17 protein-coding genes and 1 tRNA gene are annotated in these 16,427 nt (G+C 72.6%); 8 read left to right on the top strand and 10 right to left on the bottom strand.

The window, feature by feature from the left end; genetic code table 11:
• Nucleotides 1-62: 62 nt before the first annotated feature.
• From OG994_RS26580 to OG994_RS26570, 3 genes are read right to left on the bottom strand one after another with little or no spacing between them, the layout of a single operon-like run.
• Nucleotides 63-524 carry a RidA family protein gene (locus OG994_RS26580; protein ID WP_120329817.1) on the bottom strand — a complete coding sequence of 154 codons (462 nt, stop codon included), beginning with the start codon at nucleotides 522-524 and terminating at the stop codon, nucleotides 63-65.
• Between the two features lie 40 nt (nucleotides 525-564).
• Complete coding sequence (locus OG994_RS26575; RefSeq protein ID WP_174242689.1) at nucleotides 565-720, bottom strand: hypothetical protein; 156 nt, start codon at nucleotides 718-720, stop codon at nucleotides 565-567.
• Nucleotides 721-763: 43 nt separating this feature from the next.
• The gene (locus OG994_RS26570; RefSeq protein WP_120329816.1) at nucleotides 764-1,252 is read right to left on the bottom strand and encodes a hypothetical protein; all 489 of its coding nucleotides are present in this window, start codon (nucleotides 1,250-1,252) and stop codon (nucleotides 764-766) included.
• Between the two features lie 665 nt (nucleotides 1,253-1,917).
• Between OG994_RS26570 and OG994_RS26565 the strand changes: the two genes are divergently transcribed.
• From OG994_RS26565 to OG994_RS26555, 3 genes are read left to right on the top strand one after another with little or no spacing between them, the layout of a single operon-like run.
• Nucleotides 1,918-2,433: an Rv0361 family membrane protein gene (locus OG994_RS26565; protein WP_406106140.1), complete on the top strand. Its 516-nt coding sequence runs from the start codon at nucleotides 1,918-1,920 to the stop codon at nucleotides 2,431-2,433.
• A 26-nt stretch (nucleotides 2,434-2,459) separates the two neighbouring features.
• Nucleotides 2,460-3,437 carry an ArsA-related P-loop ATPase gene (locus OG994_RS26560; RefSeq protein ID WP_328851346.1) on the top strand — a complete coding sequence of 326 codons (978 nt, stop codon included), beginning with the start codon at nucleotides 2,460-2,462 and terminating at the stop codon, nucleotides 3,435-3,437.
• 54 nt (nucleotides 3,438-3,491) lie between these two features.
• Nucleotides 3,492-4,643: an ArsA family ATPase gene (locus tag OG994_RS26555; protein WP_328851345.1), complete on the top strand. Its 1,152-nt coding sequence runs from the start codon at nucleotides 3,492-3,494 to the stop codon at nucleotides 4,641-4,643.
• Here the strand turns inward: OG994_RS26555 and OG994_RS26550 are convergent.
• Complete coding sequence (locus OG994_RS26550) at nucleotides 4,630-4,947, bottom strand: WhiB family transcriptional regulator (RefSeq protein WP_120329813.1); 318 nt, start codon at nucleotides 4,945-4,947, stop codon at nucleotides 4,630-4,632. The two genes, OG994_RS26555 and OG994_RS26550, sit on opposite strands and share 14 nt — an antisense overlap.
• 405 nt (nucleotides 4,948-5,352) lie before the next feature.
• Between OG994_RS26550 and OG994_RS26545 the strand changes: the two genes are divergently transcribed.
• The gene (locus OG994_RS26545) at nucleotides 5,353-7,806 is read left to right on the top strand and encodes a penicillin-binding protein (RefSeq protein ID WP_328851344.1); all 2,454 of its coding nucleotides are present in this window, start codon (nucleotides 5,353-5,355) and stop codon (nucleotides 7,804-7,806) included.
• 115 nt (nucleotides 7,807-7,921) lie between these two features.
• On the opposite strand, the gene OG994_RS26540 is transcribed toward OG994_RS26545, so the two are convergent.
• Nucleotides 7,922-8,377, bottom strand: a complete 456-nt coding sequence (locus OG994_RS26540) for a GatB/YqeY domain-containing protein (protein WP_120329811.1) — start codon at nucleotides 8,375-8,377, stop codon at nucleotides 7,922-7,924.
• A 25-nt stretch (nucleotides 8,378-8,402) separates the two neighbouring features.
• Here OG994_RS26540 and OG994_RS26535 point away from each other — a divergent pair, with 25 nt between their 5' ends.
• The gene (locus OG994_RS26535) at nucleotides 8,403-9,296 is read left to right on the top strand and encodes a metallophosphoesterase (RefSeq protein ID WP_328851343.1); all 894 of its coding nucleotides are present in this window, start codon (nucleotides 8,403-8,405) and stop codon (nucleotides 9,294-9,296) included.
• A 183-nt stretch (nucleotides 9,297-9,479) separates the two neighbouring features.
• Nucleotides 9,480-9,556 (top strand) — tRNA-Pro (locus OG994_RS26530).
• A gap of 257 nt (nucleotides 9,557-9,813) precedes the next feature.
• Here the strand turns inward: OG994_RS26530 and OG994_RS26525 are convergent.
• Together OG994_RS26525 and OG994_RS26520 are read right to left on the bottom strand one after the other, a co-directional pair.
• The gene (locus tag OG994_RS26525; RefSeq protein ID WP_328851342.1) at nucleotides 9,814-10,308 is read right to left on the bottom strand and encodes a pyridoxamine 5'-phosphate oxidase family protein; all 495 of its coding nucleotides are present in this window, start codon (nucleotides 10,306-10,308) and stop codon (nucleotides 9,814-9,816) included.
• Between the two features lie 102 nt (nucleotides 10,309-10,410).
• Nucleotides 10,411-10,821: a VOC family protein gene (locus OG994_RS26520; protein ID WP_120329808.1), complete on the bottom strand. Its 411-nt coding sequence runs from the start codon at nucleotides 10,819-10,821 to the stop codon at nucleotides 10,411-10,413.
• Nucleotides 10,822-10,910: 89 nt separating this feature from the next.
• Here OG994_RS26520 and OG994_RS26515 point away from each other — a divergent pair, with 89 nt between their 5' ends.
• A complete protein-coding gene (locus OG994_RS26515) occupies nucleotides 10,911-11,333 on the top strand; it encodes a glutaredoxin domain-containing protein (RefSeq protein ID WP_328851341.1) in 423 nt (140 codons plus the stop codon).
• A gap of 52 nt (nucleotides 11,334-11,385) precedes the next feature.
• Here the strand turns inward: OG994_RS26515 and OG994_RS26510 are convergent, their stop codons facing one another.
• Together OG994_RS26510 and OG994_RS26505 are read right to left on the bottom strand one after the other, a co-directional pair.
• Nucleotides 11,386-12,588, bottom strand: a complete 1,203-nt coding sequence (locus tag OG994_RS26510; RefSeq protein WP_328851340.1) for a low temperature requirement protein A — start codon at nucleotides 12,586-12,588, stop codon at nucleotides 11,386-11,388.
• Nucleotides 12,589-12,647: 59 nt separating this feature from the next.
• Nucleotides 12,648-13,121, bottom strand: coding sequence for a hypothetical protein (locus OG994_RS26505; RefSeq protein ID WP_328851339.1), 474 nt, complete (start codon nucleotides 13,119-13,121; stop codon nucleotides 12,648-12,650).
• A gap of 128 nt (nucleotides 13,122-13,249) precedes the next feature.
• Here OG994_RS26505 and OG994_RS26500 point away from each other — a divergent pair, with 128 nt between their 5' ends.
• On the top strand, nucleotides 13,250-14,530 hold the full coding sequence (locus tag OG994_RS26500) for an MFS transporter (RefSeq protein WP_328851338.1): 1,281 nt from the start codon (nucleotides 13,250-13,252) through the stop codon (nucleotides 14,528-14,530).
• A gap of 191 nt (nucleotides 14,531-14,721) precedes the next feature.
• Here OG994_RS26500 and OG994_RS26495 read toward each other — a convergent pair whose 3' ends face one another.
• A complete protein-coding gene (locus OG994_RS26495; protein ID WP_328851337.1) occupies nucleotides 14,722-16,422 on the bottom strand; it encodes a bifunctional metallophosphatase/5'-nucleotidase in 1,701 nt (566 codons plus the stop codon).
• Nucleotides 16,423-16,427: the final 5 nt, after the last annotated feature.

The following is a 16,427-nucleotide window of genomic DNA, read 5'->3' as shown; positions in this document are numbered from 1 at the left end:
GCCCGTTCACGAACTTCCGTCCGCGAGGGGCCCGCGGGATCGCGGGGCGGGGCCGCTCGGGGTCAGGCGACCTCGACGATCACCTCGACCTCGACCGGGGCGTCGAGGGGCAGTTCGGCCACGCCGACGGCGCTGCGCGCGTGCCGGCCCGCCTCGCCGAAGACGGCGCCGAACAGGTCGGAGGCTCCGTTGATGACGGCCGGCTGGCCGGTGAACCCGGGTGCCGACGCCACGAAGCCGGTCAGCTTCACGACCTTCACGACGTTCTCCAGGCCGACGAGCGAGTCGATGGCGGCCAGCGCGTTGAGCGCGCAGCGCTGCGCGAGGTCCTTGGCCTGGTCGGCGGAGACACCGGCGCCGACCTTGCCGGTCGCGAGCAGCTTCCCCTCGGCCATCGGCAGCTGCCCGGAGACGTAGACGTGCCGGCCCGACTGCACGGCCGGGACGTAGCTGGCCACCGGCGGCACCACCTCGGGCAGCTGGAGGCCGAGTTCGGCGAGTTTCGCGTGGGGACCGTTGCTCATGCCGCCACCCCGTCCCACCCGGCGGTACGCACGCGCCCGCTCATGCCTTCGGCCGCTTCAGGTAGGCGACGAGCTGGTCCGGGTTCGGACCGGGCACCACGGCGACGAGCTCCCAGCCGTCCTCGCCCCAGTTGTCAAGGATCTGCTTGGTCGCGTGGACCAGCAGCGGGACCGTGGCGTACTCCCACTTCTGCATCGGTGCAGGGCTCCCTCGATACGCGGATCGTTCGAGGCACAGCCTACGGGCCCGCCGACGGGCCGGGTGCGGGACGCTGCTCCGGCGCGGCCGGCAGCTCCCCGCAGGGCCCGCTGTGCTCGTACCGCTGCGGGCAGCGGGACCGGTCCGGCAGCAGGAGGTCGCAGAAGACGCGGTGCCGGTTGTTCTGGTCGTCGGCCTTGGAGACGGTGGTCTCGCCCGCGTCCAGTTCGGGCAGGAAGCCGAGGGAGACCGCCACCCGGCTCGCGAGCGTGGTGGCCGAGGCCAGGTCGGGCACCCGGATCGGCAGGTGGATGACGTAGCCGGGCTCCTCGTCGTCCCGGCCCTGCTCGACCGGGCGGCGCAGCGTCCGCACCACCTCGACGGGCTCGGCGATGCGCCGGTACGGTCGCTCGTTCACCGGCAGGCCGCCGACCGGCCCCTCGGCCTCACCGGCGGGACCGGCGCCGATCCGGCGCGACCGGTCGTTCGCCGGGAACTGGGCTCGGGGGGTGTTCTCCGCGTCGCGCATGCACTGCCTCCGGACGTCGTACCTGGTCAACTCCCTGCTGTGCCGGTCCGGACGCCCGCCCCGACCGGGTTCCCCCGCGCCGGCACGACGGTAGGTCCGGTGCCGGAGTCCCGCCAACAGGACGCGCACGCACAACGGCCTGGTAGTCACATATGCGACACATCCGGCGGGATCGTCCCGCTTCCCGGCGGCCTGGCCCGGACGGGCGGGCGAGCGCGTCCGGCGTTCCGCGGACGGCGGCAGGCGCGGCCGGACCGCCCCACGGGGGCGACACCGGCGACGGGATCGACCGCTACCCTTCCGGTCGGACGGCCGCGAGCGGCCGGCCGCTCGACTTCACGCTCGACGCCGGTGGCGCCGAGCGCCGCACCCCCGGGGGAGAGATGACCCAGCCACCCAGCGGCGACCCGACCGGTCCGGCGGTGCCGCCGGCCCATCCCGACGCCGGGCGGCCCCCCGCTCCGGCCGGTCCCGGGCACCCGGGGTACCCCGCCGGTCCGGTCGCCTCCGGTCCGCCGGCCGGTCAACCTCCCCCGCCCGGCCCGTCCCCGCTGCCCGGCCCGCCGCCGGCCGGTCACCCCCAGGCCGGTCCGCCGTCCGCGACGCCGCCGTACCCGCCGCCGGGCGCGACGGCCCACCCGCCCTACCCGCCGTCGGGCGGACCGGTGCCCGGCCCTCCGCCGTACCCGCCGTCGGGCGGACCGGTCCCTCCGCCGTACCCGCCGCCGGCCCCGCCCGGGAAGAAGCGTGGCGCGCTCATCGCGACGATCGCGCTGGCGGTGGTGCTCGTGCTCTGCCTCGGTGGCGGCCTCACGGCGTTCCTGACCCTGCGCAACGTCGAGACCGGCGAGGGCGCCAAGGAGCCGGCCGTGGCGGTGGACCAGTTCCTCACGGCCGTCTACAAGGAGCGGGACGCGACGAAGGCGGCGAGCCTCGTCTGCGCCTCGGCCCGCGACGACGACAAGATCGCCGCGAAGGTGGCCGAGGTGGAGAAGTACGCGTCGACCTACCAGAACCCCCGCTTCCGGTGGACCACCCCGAAGGTGGACAACCGCACCGGCGACCGGGCCACGGTCTCGACCACGGTGACCATGACCACCGCCGACGAGAAGGTGGCCGACCAGGACCTGCGCTTCACCGTGGTGCAGAAGACGGGTTGGTGGGTCTGCGAGGTCGCCTGACGGCCCCGGCTGGATAGGCTCGACGAGTGCGAGCAGAGCAGCGACCGGCCGAGCCGGCTGGTACCGGATGGCCGGCCCGCCTGCACGTGGTGACCGGCAAGGGCGGCACCGGCAAGACGAGCGTGGCCGCGGCGCTGGCCCTGGCGCTGGCCGCCGGCGGCCGGCGCACCCTGCTCGTCGAGGTCGAGGGCCGGCAGGGCATCGCCCAGCTCTTCGGCACCGACCCGCTGCCGTACGAGGAGCGGCACCTCACCGACGCGCCCGGCGGCGGACAGGTCCGGGCCCTCGCCGTGGACGCCGAACTGGCGCTGCTCGAGTACCTGGACATGTTCTACAAGCTCGGCGCGGCCGGCCGGGCGCTGCGCAAGTTCGGGGCCATCGACTTCGCCACCACCATCGCACCAGGGCTGCGGGACGTGCTGCTCACCGGCAAGGTGAAGGAGGCGACCACCCGGACGGTCGACCAGCGCCGGGTCTACGACGCGGTGGTCCTGGACGCTCCGCCCACCGGCCGGATCGGCCGGTTCCTCAACGTGACGGCGGAGACGGCGCGGCTGGCCAAGGTCGGCCCCATCAAGACGCAGAGCGAGGGGGTGGCGGCGCTGCTGCGCTCCCCGATGACCGCCGTGCACGTGGTCACCCTGCTGGAGGAGATGCCGGTCCAGGAGACGGTGGACGCCATCGCCGAGCTGACGTCGTACGGCTTCCCGGTGGGTCGGATCATCGTGAACGGCACCCGGCCGCCGCTGCCGGCCGGCCGGGTGGTCACCGCCGCCGAGCTGAAGCGGGGGCTGGTCGCCGCCGGGCTGCCGGCGGACCGGGACACCGTGGCGGGCCTGCACGACGAGGCGCGCGACCAGGTCATCCGCCGGGAGCTGGAGGACTCCCTCCGCGCCGACCTGGTCGAGTTGGGGCTGCCGTTGACCGAGTTGCCGCTGCTGCCGGACGGGGTCGACCGGGACGGGCTGGACGTCCTGGCCGACGCCCTGCGGCGGGCCGATTGACTCACACCTGCCGTCGGCACGGGCGCACGGACCGGGTCGGCCCGATACGCTCGATTGGTGCCTTCCGAAGACGCGGCGCCACCGTTGGACGTCGACGAGATCCTCGCTGATCCGGGCGTGCGGATCGTGGTGTGCTGCGGCGCCGGTGGGGTCGGGAAGACCACCACGGCCGCCGCGCTGGCGCTGCGCGCCGCGGAGCGGCACGGGCGTCGCACGGTGGTGCTCACGATCGACCCGGCCCGCCGCCTGGCCCAGTCGCTCGGCCTCACCGAGCTGGACAACACGCCCCGCCAGGTGAAGGGGATCGACGTCGAGGACAGCGGCGGCGAGCTGCACGCCATGATGCTGGACATGAAGCGGACCTTCGACGACGTGGTGCTGCAGCACACCGACCCGACGAAGGCGGCGGAGATCTTCGCCAACCCCTTCTACCAGGCGATGAGTTCGACCTTCGCCGGTACGCAGGAGTACATGGCGATGGAGAAGCTGGGTCAGCTGCACGCCCGGGGCGAGTGGGACCTCATCGTGGTGGACACCCCGCCGTCCCGTTCGGCGCTGGACTTCCTGGACGCGCCGGCCCGCCTCTCCCGGTTCCTCGACGGGCGGATGCTGCGGATGCTGCTCGCCCCGGCCCGCACCGGCGGCCGGAGCATGTTCAGCCTGGTCACCGCGTCGTTCGGCATGTTCTCGAAGGTCGTGCAGAAGGTGCTCGGCGCCCAACTGCTCACGGACCTCTCCGGGTTCGTGGCCGCTCTCGACTCGATGTTCGGCGGCTTCCGGCAGCGCGCCGAGCAGACGTACCGCATCCTCCAGGCACGGGAGACGGCGTTCCTGCTGGTCGCGGCGCCGGAGCCGGACGCGGTCCGGGAGGCCGCCTACTTCGCGGGGCGGCTGCGCGACGAGCGGATGCCGCTGGCCGGGCTGGTGCTCAACCGGGTGCACCGGCCGGCGGTGCCGGAGCTGGACGCCGCTACCAGCCGGGCCGCCGCGGACCGCCTGGCCGAGATCGGTGGGCACGAGGGCACCGTCGACGTGCTGCGGGCGCACGCCGCGCTCGCGCGGCAGGCGGTACGCGAGCGCGAGGTCGCCGCGCGGTTCACGGAGGCGTTCCCCGAGGTGCCGACCGTGTCGGTGACGGCGCAGCCCGCCGACGTCCACGACGTCGACGGGCTGCGGACGATCGGCGCGGCGATCAGCCGGTCGTGACCAGGATCCGGTCCTTGCCGGCCTTCTCCTTGGCGTTCTTCTTCATGGCCGCCTCGAACATCTTGCGCCAGCTCGTCACCTGGGGGTGACGGCGCAGCAGCGCCCGCCGCTCGCGTTCGGTCATGCCACCCCACACGCCGAACTCGATGCGGTTGTCGAGCGCGTCGGCCAGGCACTCGTACCGAACTGGGCAGCTCCGGCAGATCCGCTTCGCCACGTTCTGTTCGGCGCCCTGAACGAACAGCGCGTCCGGGTCCCCGTTCTGACACGCCGCCAGCGACGGCCAGTCAGCGATCATGCCCATGTGTACACGTCCCCCCTTGCAGTACCTACCGACCTCGTCACGCGTCAGCCGGCAATCCCCCCGATCGCCCGCCCGGCCTTCCCCAAGGCGGTACGGACGACATGTGGCGCTGTCGCCGTCCCCCATCATGCTCTGTAGTCACCCGATTACGCAACGTTGTCGGCCAAATCCATCATTCCGGACACTCCCGGCTTCTCGAGCCGTTGACCGCCGCATACCCGGCCGCAGTACGTGAAAACGCAGCGGTGCCCCCTCCGTACGAGGGAGACTCGGCGCCAGGTCCCACGCAACCACGCACCAGGGGTCGTGCGTTTAGCACAACGAGGGCAGCGCGCGCAGGAAATGGGGAAAAGACGCCCCAGCGCCCCTCGTTCTCTGTTCGCGTACCCTGTCGAGGTGACCTGGATGCGGAAACGTGACCACAATGTGCTGACCAACGCCGCATCGCTACTCATCTGTGGCCTGCTGGCCGGTGTGGTGGTCGCAGCGGCGGCCTTCCCCGCAGTGGCGATGTCCGGGCTGGCCGCGAAGGCCGGAGCCGAAACCTTCGGCGCGTTGCCGAAGGAACTGACGGTGTCGCGGGCACCGCAGATCACCACGTTGTACGCGTCGGACGGCAAGACGGTGGTCGCCACGCTGTACGACGAGTTCCGCAAGGACGTGAAGCTGGCCGACATCTCGCCGCACATGCAGAAGGCCATCATCGCGGCGGAGGACCACGACTTCTACAAGCACAACGGCGTCGACATCAACGGTGTCGCCCGCGCCTTCATCAACAACCAGTCCGGCGCGAGCTCCCAGCAGGGCGCCTCCACGCTTACCATGCAGTACGTCCGGCTGGCCATCGCGTACACGGCCACCCATCCGGCCGACGTGGTCGCCGCGACCGAGGACACCAGCGCCCGCAAGCTGCGCGAGATGCGCTACGCCATCCAGATCGACAAGGAGCTCTCGAAGGACGAGATCCTCGAGCGCTACCTGAACATCGCCTCCTTCGGCAACGGCGCGTACGGCATCTACGCCGCCAGCCGGGTCTACTTCCAGAAGAGCCCGAAGAACCTCACGATCCCGGAGGCCGCGCTGCTCGCCGGCCTCGTGAAGGCGCCCACGACCAACGACCCGACCACCGAGAGCGGCGAGAAGCTCGCGCTGGACCGGCGCAACTACGTCATCGACAACATGGTCAAGATCGGCGCCATCACCAAGGAGGAGGGGGAGGCCGCCAAGGCCACCCCGCTGAACGTCGCGGGCAAGCGCCAGCCGAACGGCTGCGTCGCCACCAACGAGAAGGGCTGGGGCTTCTTCTGCGACTACTTCTACCGCTGGTGGTTGCAGCAGGAGACGTTCGGCTCCACGTCGTACGACCGGGAGCGGCGCCTCAAGAGCGGTGGCTACTCCATCATCACCACCCTCGACGCGCAGGCGCAGCGGGGCGCGGACAAGGCCGTCCGCAGGGCGAAGAGCGTGAACAGCAAGGAAGCGGCCATGGTGGCGGTCGTCGAGCCCGGCTCCGGCCGGGTGCGGGCGCTCGCCGTGAACCGGAACTTCAAGCTGGACGACCCGAAGAACCCGGCCAACAAGCCGCACAGCGATCCCAAGCAGCGGAAGAAGGGCAAGCGCGGCAACTACCCGAACACGGTGAACCCGCTGCTCACCGGCGGTGACGGGATCGTCGGCTACCAGGCGGGCTCGACGTTCAAGATCTTCACGATCGTGGCCGCCCTGGAGAAGGGCATCCCGCTCAGCTACACGATGAACGCCCCGCAGACCTTCCGGTCGGAGTACATCGTCGAGCAGGGCAGCCCCGCCGCGTGCCCGGGCACCCACTTCTACTGCCCCACCAACTCCGGTAAGAAGGCCGGCGGCGTCCAGAACATGTGGAGCGCGTTCAGCGCCTCCATCAACACCTACTTCGTGCCGCTGCAGCAGCAGATCGGCGCGGAGAACGTGGTCGACGTGGCCAAGCGGCTCGGCATCCAGTTCCGGGTCAGCAAGGAGAACCAGTGGGCCAACAACAAGGAATACGCCCACGACTGGGGTTCCTTCACCCTCGGCGTCTCGGCGACCACGCCGCTGGAGCTGGCCAACGCGTACGCCACCCTGGCCGCCGACGGCAAGTACTGCGAGCCGATCCCGGTGCAGGAGATCCGCGACCTGGACGGCAAGAAGCTGGACATCGCCAACCCGCGCTGCGAGAAGCGGGTCAGCACCGAGGTCGCCCGGGCCGCCGTCGACGCCGCCCGCTGCCCCGTCGGCGACAACTCCCCGACCACGAAGTGCGGCGGCAGCCGCACGGCGGCGCGGGTGAAGGCGGAGGTCAAGGCGCCGGTGGCCGGCAAGTCCGGCACCACCGACTCGGAGAAGACGTCCGCGCTCGTGGCGATGACCAAGCAGTACGCGGTCGCCGGCATCATGGCCGACCCCGACTGGGCGCAGACGAACGTGAAGATGGGGCACGAGCGGCCCGACGGCATCAACCCGCCGGTCTGGCAGACGCTGCGGGACGCCATGAAGGGCAAACCCCGGATCGACTTCGAGCCACCCGGCAAGAAGATCTCCGAGGGTGACCAGCGCTCCATCCCGGACGTGAAGTGCCAGTCGGTCGACACCGCCCGCTCCCGCATCCGGGGCGCCGGCTTTCAGGCGGTCGTCTCCGACGTGCGGGTGGCCTCCAGCTGCCCGCCCGGCACCGCCGCCGGCACCAGCCCCAGCGGCCGCACCATCAAGGGCGGCGTGGTGACGATCCAGATCAGCAGCGGCAACGGCGGCGGCGACCAGCCGGACAACGGCACCTCCGGGCAGCCGCCGACTCCCGACCGACCCGGACGACCCGGCGGCGGCCGTCCCGGCGGCGGCTGATCCCACGGGGCCCGGCCCGCACCACGGCCGGGCCCGCACCCCGCACGACACAGGACGGGCGGGCACCCCGCGAGGGTGCCCGCCCGTCGTCGCGTACGGCCGAAGGAGCGGCGCCTCAGACGCCGAGCTGCCGGCGTACCTCCGCGGCCACCCGGCCGCCCTCGGCCCGGCCGGCCACCGCGGCCTGGACCGCCTTCATGGCCGGGCCCATCTGCGCCTTGCCGGTGAAGCCACCCGCGGCGAGCGCCTCGGAGACCACCTGGCCGAGCTCCTCGTCGGAGAGCTGCTTCGGCAGGTAGCGCTCCAGCACCTCGCCCTCCGCGGTCTCCTTGGCGGCCTGCTCGCCGCGACCCGCGTCGGCGAACGCGGCCGCCGCCTCCCGGCGCTTCTTCGCCTCCTTGGTCAGCACCGCGAGCACCTCGTCGTCGGTGAGCTCCCGCTTGGCCTTGCCGGCCACCTCGGCGTTACCCACCGCCGCCAGCGCCATCCGCAGGGTGGACGTGGTCAGCTCGTCGCGCGCCTTCAGCGCGGCCCGCATGTCCGCGGTGAGGCGGTCCTTCAGCGTGCTCATGGACGGTCAAACTACCCTGAACGCCATGCGAAAGCGCACAGTATTCCGGCTCGCGGCCACCACCGCCGCGGTGGGCGCGGCCACCCTGGCGTACGCGTCGCTCGTCGAGCGCAACATGTTCACCCTGCGCCGGTACGACGTGCCGGTGCTGCCGACCGATGCGGAGCCCCTCCGGGTCCTGCACCTGTCGGACCTGCACATGATGCCCGACCAGGCGCGCAAGCAGCGCTGGGTGGCGTCGCTGGCCGCGCTCGACCCCGACCTGGTCGTCGTGACCGGCGACAACATGGCGCACCCCGAGGCCGTGCCCGGCGTGCTGCGCGCCCTCCAGCCGCTGCTCGACTACCCGGGAGCCTTCGTCTTCGGCTCCAACGACTACACCGGCCCGGTCTGGAAGAACCCGTTCACCTACTTCCTGCCCGATCGCGAGTACGTCGAGGGCGTCGAGCTGCCGTACGAGGAACTGCGCGACGTCCTCACCGGTGCGGGCTGGATCGACCTCAACAACGCCCGGGCCACCGTCAAGGCCGGCGGACGGGTCATCGACCTGGTCGGTGTGGACGATCCACACATCGAGCGGGACGACTACGCGGCCGTCGCCGGGCGGGTCGCCGCGTCGGCCGAGGTGTCGATCGCGCTCACGCACTCCCCCGAGCCGCGGGTGCTCGACCAGATGTCCGCCGACGGCTTCGGCCTGCTGCTGGCCGGCCACACCCACGGCGGGCAGGTCTGCGTACCGGGGGTCGGGGCGCTGGTCACCAACTGCGGGCTGCCCCGGTCGATGGCCCGGGGGCTGCACCGCTGGCCGGGGTCCGACTCCTGGCTGCACGTCTCCGCCGGCCTCGGCACCCACCCGACCGCGCCGGTCCGGTTCGCCTGCCCACCGGAGGCGAGCATCCTGACCCTGATCGCGCGCTGATCCCGGGCGGAGCGCTGCGGCCTGGCCGGTGAGGCCACAACTTCCTGGATGTTGTGGCCTCCCCCGACCCGGGATGCCCCCACATCCTGGATGTTGTCTGGATCTTGAGCGCGCCGGCGCCGAGGGGCGGGGGTACCCAGTTTGACCGCCGGAGCGGGTGGGCTACTATTTGTCGGCACGCCTCGGGGTGTGGCGCAGTTTGGTAGCGCGCTTCGTTCGGGACGAAGAGGTCGTCGGTTCAAATCCGGCCACCCCGACCAGAGGTAACAGCAGGTCAAAGGCCCCTCCACGGAGGGGCCTTGATCTATTTCCGGGTCAGGTCGCGACCGGCTTGAACGAGCCGGCCCCCGCGAGCGCGGCATCCTCCCCGACGAGCGGCCGGAACGCCGGAGGGGGTGGCGCACGTCATGCCATCCCGGGCAGGGGATCGGCCGTCGCGTGGTCTCGGCGGACGCTTCCGCTCGCGTCGCCGCCCAACCCCTCGGGCGCTTCCGGGTACGGCTGCCGTCCTACGCGGTCAGCCGAGCCAGCGGCCGTCGCGCATGAGGACCCGTCCCCGGAGTTCGTTGGCCTCCCGCCAGGCCTGGATGCGCCGGGGGCGGATCAGGAAGTACTGGTAGGGCTCGTCGAGCGTACGCGGGTCGAAACCCGTCTTGGTCGCGAACGCGTCGCCGGTGTCCGGGCCCAGGTCGGCGACGTCCACCGGTTCGGCCGTGCCGTCGACGATGACGACGTCGCGGGTCGGCCCGAGGCTGAGCCGCACCCGATCGTCCGCCAGCAGGTTGCGGCTGGTGCGCGAGGCGCGCGGGGTCGAGATGAGGAAGGCGGCCCCGTCCCAGAGGAACGAGAGCGGGACGAGGTGAACGCCGCCCGGGGAGCCCGACGTCGCGACCCAGAGGTCGACGTCGTTCTCCAGCTTCGCGCGGGTGTCCCGCAGCCGTTCGTCGAGCGTACGCGGGGGCGCGGGCGTGGGGTCGGCCGTCTCGGGGGTGGCGGTTTCGGTGGATGCCATGATCGTCAGGCTAGCGGCGCCCCGCCGGGCGGCCTTCTCGAATCCTGACGGATGCCCACCGGTCCCGCCACGTGCGGCGACGTGTCCGTCGGACCGTACGTCTCAACGGACCTCCTGGATCCGGACCAGGTTGCCGGCCGGGTCGCGGAAGGCGCAGTCGCGAATGCCGTACGGCTGCTCGGTCGGCTCCTGGACGACCTCCGCCCCGCGCGACCGCACCGTCTCGAAGGTGTCGTCGAGGTCGCGGGAGGCCAGCAGGACCCAGCCGTACGTGCCCTTGGCCATCATCGCGGTGATGGTGCGGCGCTCCTCGTCGGTGATCCCCGGGTCCGCGGCCGGCGGCGCCAGGAGGATGGAGGTGTCGGGCTGGTTCGTGGGGCCCACGGTGATCCACCGCATGGTGCCCTGGCCGACGTCGCTGCGTACCTCGAACCCGAGGGCGTCCCGGTAGAAGGCCAGGGAGGCGTCCGGGTCGAGGTGCGGCAGGTAGGTCGTGTGGATGGTGACGTCCATGACGACGATGCTAGGTGCGGGCGCCTGACCTGCGGGCGCGACAGCCCGAGCCGGGATCTCGTCGGCCGGCGGGGCTAGCATCCGACGTCATGCTGCGTAGTTGGGGACCGCCGGTGCTGCTGCTGGCGTGCGGCGTGCTCGTGGTGGTCCGCGACCGGCCGTCGTGGGTCGGCGTCGGCTGGCTGGTGCTCCTGGCGGCGCTGGCCGTGCTGCTGTCGCCGCTGGTCTTCCCGCGATCCGTGACGGCGGACGAGGCGCAGCGGCGCAGCGCGGCGGACGGCCGGCCGGTCATCTACTGGCGGCCGGGCTGCCGCTACTGCCTCCGTCTGCGGTTCCGGCTCGACCGTGCCGCGCGGCGCGCGTACTGGGTCGACATCTGGCGCGACCCGGCCGGGGCGGCGGCCGTGCGAGCCGTCACGGGCGGGGACGAGACGGTGCCGACGATGGTGGCGGACGGCGAGCCCGTCGTGAACCCGGACCCGGATCTCGTACGGCGGCGGCTGGCCGCATAGCACCGCCACGAGAGCCGGGCGAAACCCCCGGTCTCACCCGCGCCGGCCGGCGTCAACCCGCTGGCTGGTTGGCGGGCAGCGGGGCCGCCGGTCGGGGCCAGCGCCACTCCACGGCGAGCTGCGCCATGAGCGCCAGCACCAGCAGCGCCAGGGCGACGACCGCGGGCAGCAGCCGGGCCGGCGCGATCAACAGCAGGAGTACGGCGGCGCCCGCGAGCGGCGCCAACGTGGCGTGCATGGTGGCCAGCCGCAGGCAGAGCGCCCGGCCGACGAGGTACAGCGCGCCGCCGGCGTAGAGCGCGACCGTCCCGGGGAGCCCCAGCGGCCGCTGGTGTGCGTCGGGCTCGTGGATCAGCGTGGCGAGCACCTGCTCGATGCCGAACGCCACGTACATGATCCCGGCCACCATCGGGAAGTGCGCGAGGCTGTACGCGTCGCTCGCGATGGTGGCCCGCCGCGCCGCGGACGCCCCCTCCAGGCTCCGCTCGATGACCGACGCGAACCGGTCGAAGTACAGCCGCCACAGGCTGGCCGCCGCCGCGAACCCGAGCAGTGCCGCCAACAGCACCAGCCAGCCGCGCAGCTCCGCGCCCGCCCCGATGCCGATCGAGATCAGGGACTCGCCGACGGCGATGATGAGCACCAGCCGGTGCCGCTCGGTGAAGTGGCTGACGCTCCGCAGCGGCCAGGGGCTGAACCCGGAGGCGATGCGCGCGCCACCGACGTCGACGGCGAACGCCACCGTCCAGAGCACCGTCTGCGTGGCGCCGCCCACCAGCGCGCCGGTGACGAGCGGGATCCACCCCAGCACCACCGGGATCGCGGTGAGCCGGAGCGTACGGGTGAGCTGCCGGTCCCGGGACACGGCGAGGAAGAGCGCGAGGTGCAGGGTCCGCACCGCCATGTAGGACGCGGCGAGGACGAGCGCCGTCGGCACCGGACCGGACCCCCGCCAGGCGCCGGGGATGGCCAGCGCCGCCACGAACATCGCCGCCATGGCGGCCAGGGTGCCGGTGCGGACCAGGCCGACGTCCGCGCGCACCTGGTTGCCGAGCCAGGCGTACGAGGACCAGGAGAACCAGAGCAGCAGGAAGAGCAGCAGGCCACGGGTCAGGGTGACGGCCGAGGGCTCGTCCTCCATGAACTCGACGATCCGGGTGAGCGCGAAGACGAACACCAGGTCGAAGAAGATCTCGAAGCTGGTCGTCCGGTGCCGTTCCGCGGTCGTCTCGTACCGGCCCCGGAAGATGCGCACCCTGCCATCTTCGTGCGCCCCTGCCGGCACGGCCGGGCGGTTTGCGTGAACTGCGCCGTTCAGTCGTGCCGCTCGGCGCGCTCGATCTCGGCGAGGGCGGCGGCCAGGTAGCCGTCGAGGGGGCGGCCCGTGGCGGTGAGCAGGTCGGCGACGAGGAGGGGCGCGTGCCGCGCGACCGCCGGCGGGTCGGGGGGCGACTCGTCGCCGGCCGGGTCGTACACCCCGAGGGCGCCCGCGAGCAGGACGAGCAGCACGTGCGGGTCGACGTCCGTGAGCCACTGGAGGCCGTCGCGGGCGACGCGCTCCAGCACCCGGCGGACGTCGTCGCCGTCGAGGCCGTCGGGGTGGGTCTCCTCGAGCAGCAGCCGGACCACCCCGCCGAGGACGAGGCCGGACTGGTCGGCCGCCGCGAGCCGGGCCACGGCCTCGTCGTACGCCTGCCCGTCGCGTCGCCGTACGGCGGCGACGGCCTCGGCGGCGCTCACCGCGATCTCGCGGGCGGGGGCGGGCAGGTGGCGCCAGGTGGTGGTCACGGCGCCAGCATTCCAGACGGGTCGGACAGCGGCCGGGAGTGGGCTTCGTCACCACGCGGGACCACGCTGGGCGTGGCGGGCGGGAATCCGGTCGCCGGCCGTCACACCCTCGGCAGAGAATGCCTCGCATGATCCGCCGCGCCCTGCCCCGCCGTCCCGAAGCCCGCCGGATCCTGATCGGCACCCTGCTCTCGGCCATCGGGCGTGGCCTCACCCTGCCGTTCCTCTTCATCTACCTCACCGACGTGCGGGGCCTCACCGACGCACGGGCCGGCCTGGTGATCGGCTGGTACGGCGCGGTCACCCTCGTCCTGTCGCCGCTGGGTGGCAGCCTCATCGACCGGTTCGGCGCGCGACGGGTGGTGATCCCCTGCCTGCTGATCGAGGCGGCGGGCACGGGCTCTCTCGCGCTCGTCCACTCGACCACCTCGGCGTTCCTGGTGATGACGGTGATCGCGGTCGGCAGCTCGGCCATCTGGTCGGGGCAGAACACGATCCTCGCCACGCTGACCGACGACGGCGAGCGGCAGCGGGTGTTCGGGCTGAACTTCGCCCTGCTCAACCTGGGCATCGGTGTCGGCGGTCTGATCTCCGGCGCGATCATCGACACCGAGCGGCCGGTGACCTTCCAGGCGATCTACGTGCTGGACGCGGTGAGCTACCTGACGCCGGCCATCATCCTGCTGACCCTGCCCGCCGTGGGGCGCCGGATCGCCGCCGCGTCGAGCGGGGACGCGCCGTCGACCGGTGGCTACTTCGCCGTCCTGCGGGACCGCCCGTTCCGGCGCCTGGTGATCTTCGGCCTGGTCCTCACCACGTGCGGCTACGCGCAGATCGAGGTGGGCTTCGCCGCGTACGCCGTCCGGGTCGCCGAGGTGAGCCCCCGCGTGGTGGCCTGGGCGCTCACCGCCAACACCGTGATGATCGTGCTGGCCCAGCTCGTGGTGATCCGGCGCTTGGAGGGGCGCAGCCGCACCGGTGCGCTCGCCGTCGTGGGCGCCGTGTTCGCCGCCGCCTGGCTGGTGCTGGGCGCCGCCGGTGTCGTGGCCACGGGCAACGCGATCGTCGCCGCGCTCTGCGTGGTGGCCTGCTCCGCGATCTTCGGTTTCGGCGAGACCATGCTCTCGCCGATGATGCCGGCGCTGACGAACGCGCTCGCCACCGACGAGCTGCGCGGCCGGTACAACGCCATGAGCTCCATGATCTTCGGCATCAGCGGGGTGATCGGCCCGGTGACCGCCGGCCCGCTGATCGGCGCCGCCGACGGCAAGGTGTGGGTGGTGGCGGTCGTCGGCGGGTGCCTGATCGCCTCGCTGGTGGCGCTGTCCCTGCGCCGCCTGCTCACCCCGATCCAGGACGGCCGCGTCCTGGCCACCCCGGTCGCGGAGCCCGCTCCGGCCCACGCCTGACCCGTCGGCCGGCTCGACAGGATCGCGCTGCATCGTGGTTGTGGTGGCCTCGCCGGCACGCGGAGGCCACCGCGTCCACGATCGAGCGTGATCTCCGCCGTGACCGGCACGGGCGGCGGCGAGCGGCGCCCGGAGACGCATCGGGCCCCGGAGCGGGTGCTCCGGGGCCCGACCGTGGGACGACCGAGCCGTCAGGCGGACTCGGCGGTGGTGCGGATCCGGTCCAGCGCCGGGGCGGAGACCGGGGACTCGGCGGTCAGGTACGCCACGAACGCGTCCAGGTCGATCTGCCCGGTGACCAGGTTCGTGCCGGCGGTGAGCGTGCTGAAGCCGTCACCGCCGCCGGCCAGGAAGTTGTTCACCGTCACCCGGTAGGTGGCGGCCGGGTCGACCGTCGTGCCGCCGATGGCGAGGCTGCCCCGGACCACCCGGGTACCACCGCACGGGTCGGCGGCCGGGGCGGTGGCGCCGTTCGGGTCGACGACGTACCGGACGGTGGACGACGGGTAGAGGATCCGGTTCACCACGAACTGCTGCTCCAGCACGCAGTACAGCTGCGCGCCGGTGAGGTCGAGGGTCACCAGGTTGTTGGCGAACGGCTGGACGGTGAACGCCTCCTCGTACGTGACCGGGCCGGCGTCCAGGTCGGCTCGCACGCCGCCGGGGTTCATGAACGCGGCGACGGCGTTCTGCTCGTCGTCGGTGGCGGCGAGCTGCGCGTCCGCGATCACGTTGCCCAACGGCGACTCGCCCATCGTCGTACCGAAGAGGGTCTCCTGGCTCCGCGTGATCGCCTCGGTGGTCTCGCCGACCTGACGGTCGGCGACCGGGCCGAGCACGGTGGTGTAGCGGTCGATCAGGGCGGTCTGCGCCGGGTCCTTGGCCACGTCCCGGGTGACGACCACGTTCTCGGCCGACGCGCTGAGGACGTCACCGCTGCGCCGGTCGATCTTCAGGTCGATGTCGGTGACGAGGCGGCCGAACGAGCTGGCGCTCGTGACCAGCTTGCCGTTGATCTCGCAGTTGTACGCCTGGTGGGTGTGGCCGCTGACCACGACGTCGATCGACGGGTCCATGCGGTTGGCGATGTCCACGATGGGGCCGGTCATGCCGACGCAGTCGTTGATGCCACCGCCGGCGGCCTGGGTGCCGCCCTCGTGCAGCAGGACGACGATCGACTGCACACCCTGGCGGCGCAGCTCCCGGGCGTACCGGTTGGCGGTCTCCGCCTCGTCGGCGAAGCTCAGGCCGGCGACGCCCTCCTGGCTGACGATCTGCGGGGTGCCCTCCAGCGTCATCCCGATGAAGCCGATCCTGACGCCCTGCACCTCGTGGATGGCGTACGGCGCGAGCAGCGGCTGGCCGGTCGCGGTCCGGAACGCGTTCGCCGAGAGGTACTGGAACCCGGCGCCCTCGTACGGGGTGCCGTCGGCGCAGCCGTCCACCGGGTGGCAGCCGCCGTTCTGGATCCGCAGCAGCTCGTTGGCGCCCTCGTCGAACTCGTGGTTGCCGACGCTCGCGTAGTCGAGCCCGGCCATCGACAGGGCCTCGATCGTCGGCTCGTCGTGGAACGCGGCGGAGAGCAGCGGGGACGCACCGATCAGGTCGCCGGCGGCGACGGTGATGGTGTTCTTGTTCGTGGCCGCCCTGCGCAGCTCGGCCAGGTGGGTGGCGAGGTACTCGACACCGCCCGCGCTCTGCCCGGCGATGGTGCCGCTGGAGCCGCTCGGCGGTTCGAGGTTGCCGTGGAAGTCGTTCAGTGCGAGCAGGGTGACGTCGACGGGCTTGGGCCCCGCCTCCGCCTGGTCGGGGGTGCTGGTGACCGCGCCGAACGCGGCCACCGCGAGCGCGGTCAGGCCGACGGCGGCCCGACGCATCCCGGGGATGGACATGGAAC

Origin of the sequence: Micromonospora globbae (assembly GCF_036184225.1) — a bacterium.
Classification (GTDB): Bacteria; Actinomycetota; Actinomycetes; order Mycobacteriales; family Micromonosporaceae; genus Micromonospora; species Micromonospora globbae.
Note: the sequence above shows the minus strand (reverse complement) of the source record. Positions and strands in the feature narration are given on the sequence as shown.

Coding starts and splice junctions, on each gene's coding strand:
- OG994_RS26580 (WP_120329817.1), bottom strand. CDS start 524: ATGAGCAACGGTCCCCACGCGAAACTCGCCGAACTCGGCCTCCAGCTG.
- OG994_RS26575 (WP_174242689.1), bottom strand. CDS start 720: ATGCAGAAGTGGGAGTACGCCACGGTCCCGCTGCTGGTCCACGCGACC.
- OG994_RS26570 (WP_120329816.1), bottom strand. CDS start 1,252: ATGCGCGACGCGGAGAACACCCCCCGAGCCCAGTTCCCGGCGAACGAC.
- OG994_RS26550 (WP_120329813.1), bottom strand. CDS start 4,947: ATGGGCATGATCGCTGACTGGCCGTCGCTGGCGGCGTGTCAGAACGGG.
- OG994_RS26545 (WP_328851344.1), top strand. CDS start 5,353: ATGCGGAAACGTGACCACAATGTGCTGACCAACGCCGCATCGCTACTC.
- OG994_RS26540 (WP_120329811.1), bottom strand. CDS start 8,377: ATGAGCACGCTGAAGGACCGCCTCACCGCGGACATGCGGGCCGCGCTG.
- OG994_RS26535 (WP_328851343.1), top strand. CDS start 8,403: ATGCGAAAGCGCACAGTATTCCGGCTCGCGGCCACCACCGCCGCGGTG.
- OG994_RS26525 (WP_328851342.1), bottom strand. CDS start 10,308: ATGGCATCCACCGAAACCGCCACCCCCGAGACGGCCGACCCCACGCCC.
- OG994_RS26520 (WP_120329808.1), bottom strand. CDS start 10,821: ATGGACGTCACCATCCACACGACCTACCTGCCGCACCTCGACCCGGAC.
- OG994_RS26515 (WP_328851341.1), top strand. CDS start 10,911: ATGCTGCGTAGTTGGGGACCGCCGGTGCTGCTGCTGGCGTGCGGCGTG.
- OG994_RS26500 (WP_328851338.1), top strand. CDS start 13,250: ATGATCCGCCGCGCCCTGCCCCGCCGTCCCGAAGCCCGCCGGATCCTG.
- OG994_RS26495 (WP_328851337.1), bottom strand. CDS start 16,422: ATGTCCATCCCCGGGATGCGTCGGGCCGCCGTCGGCCTGACCGCGCTC.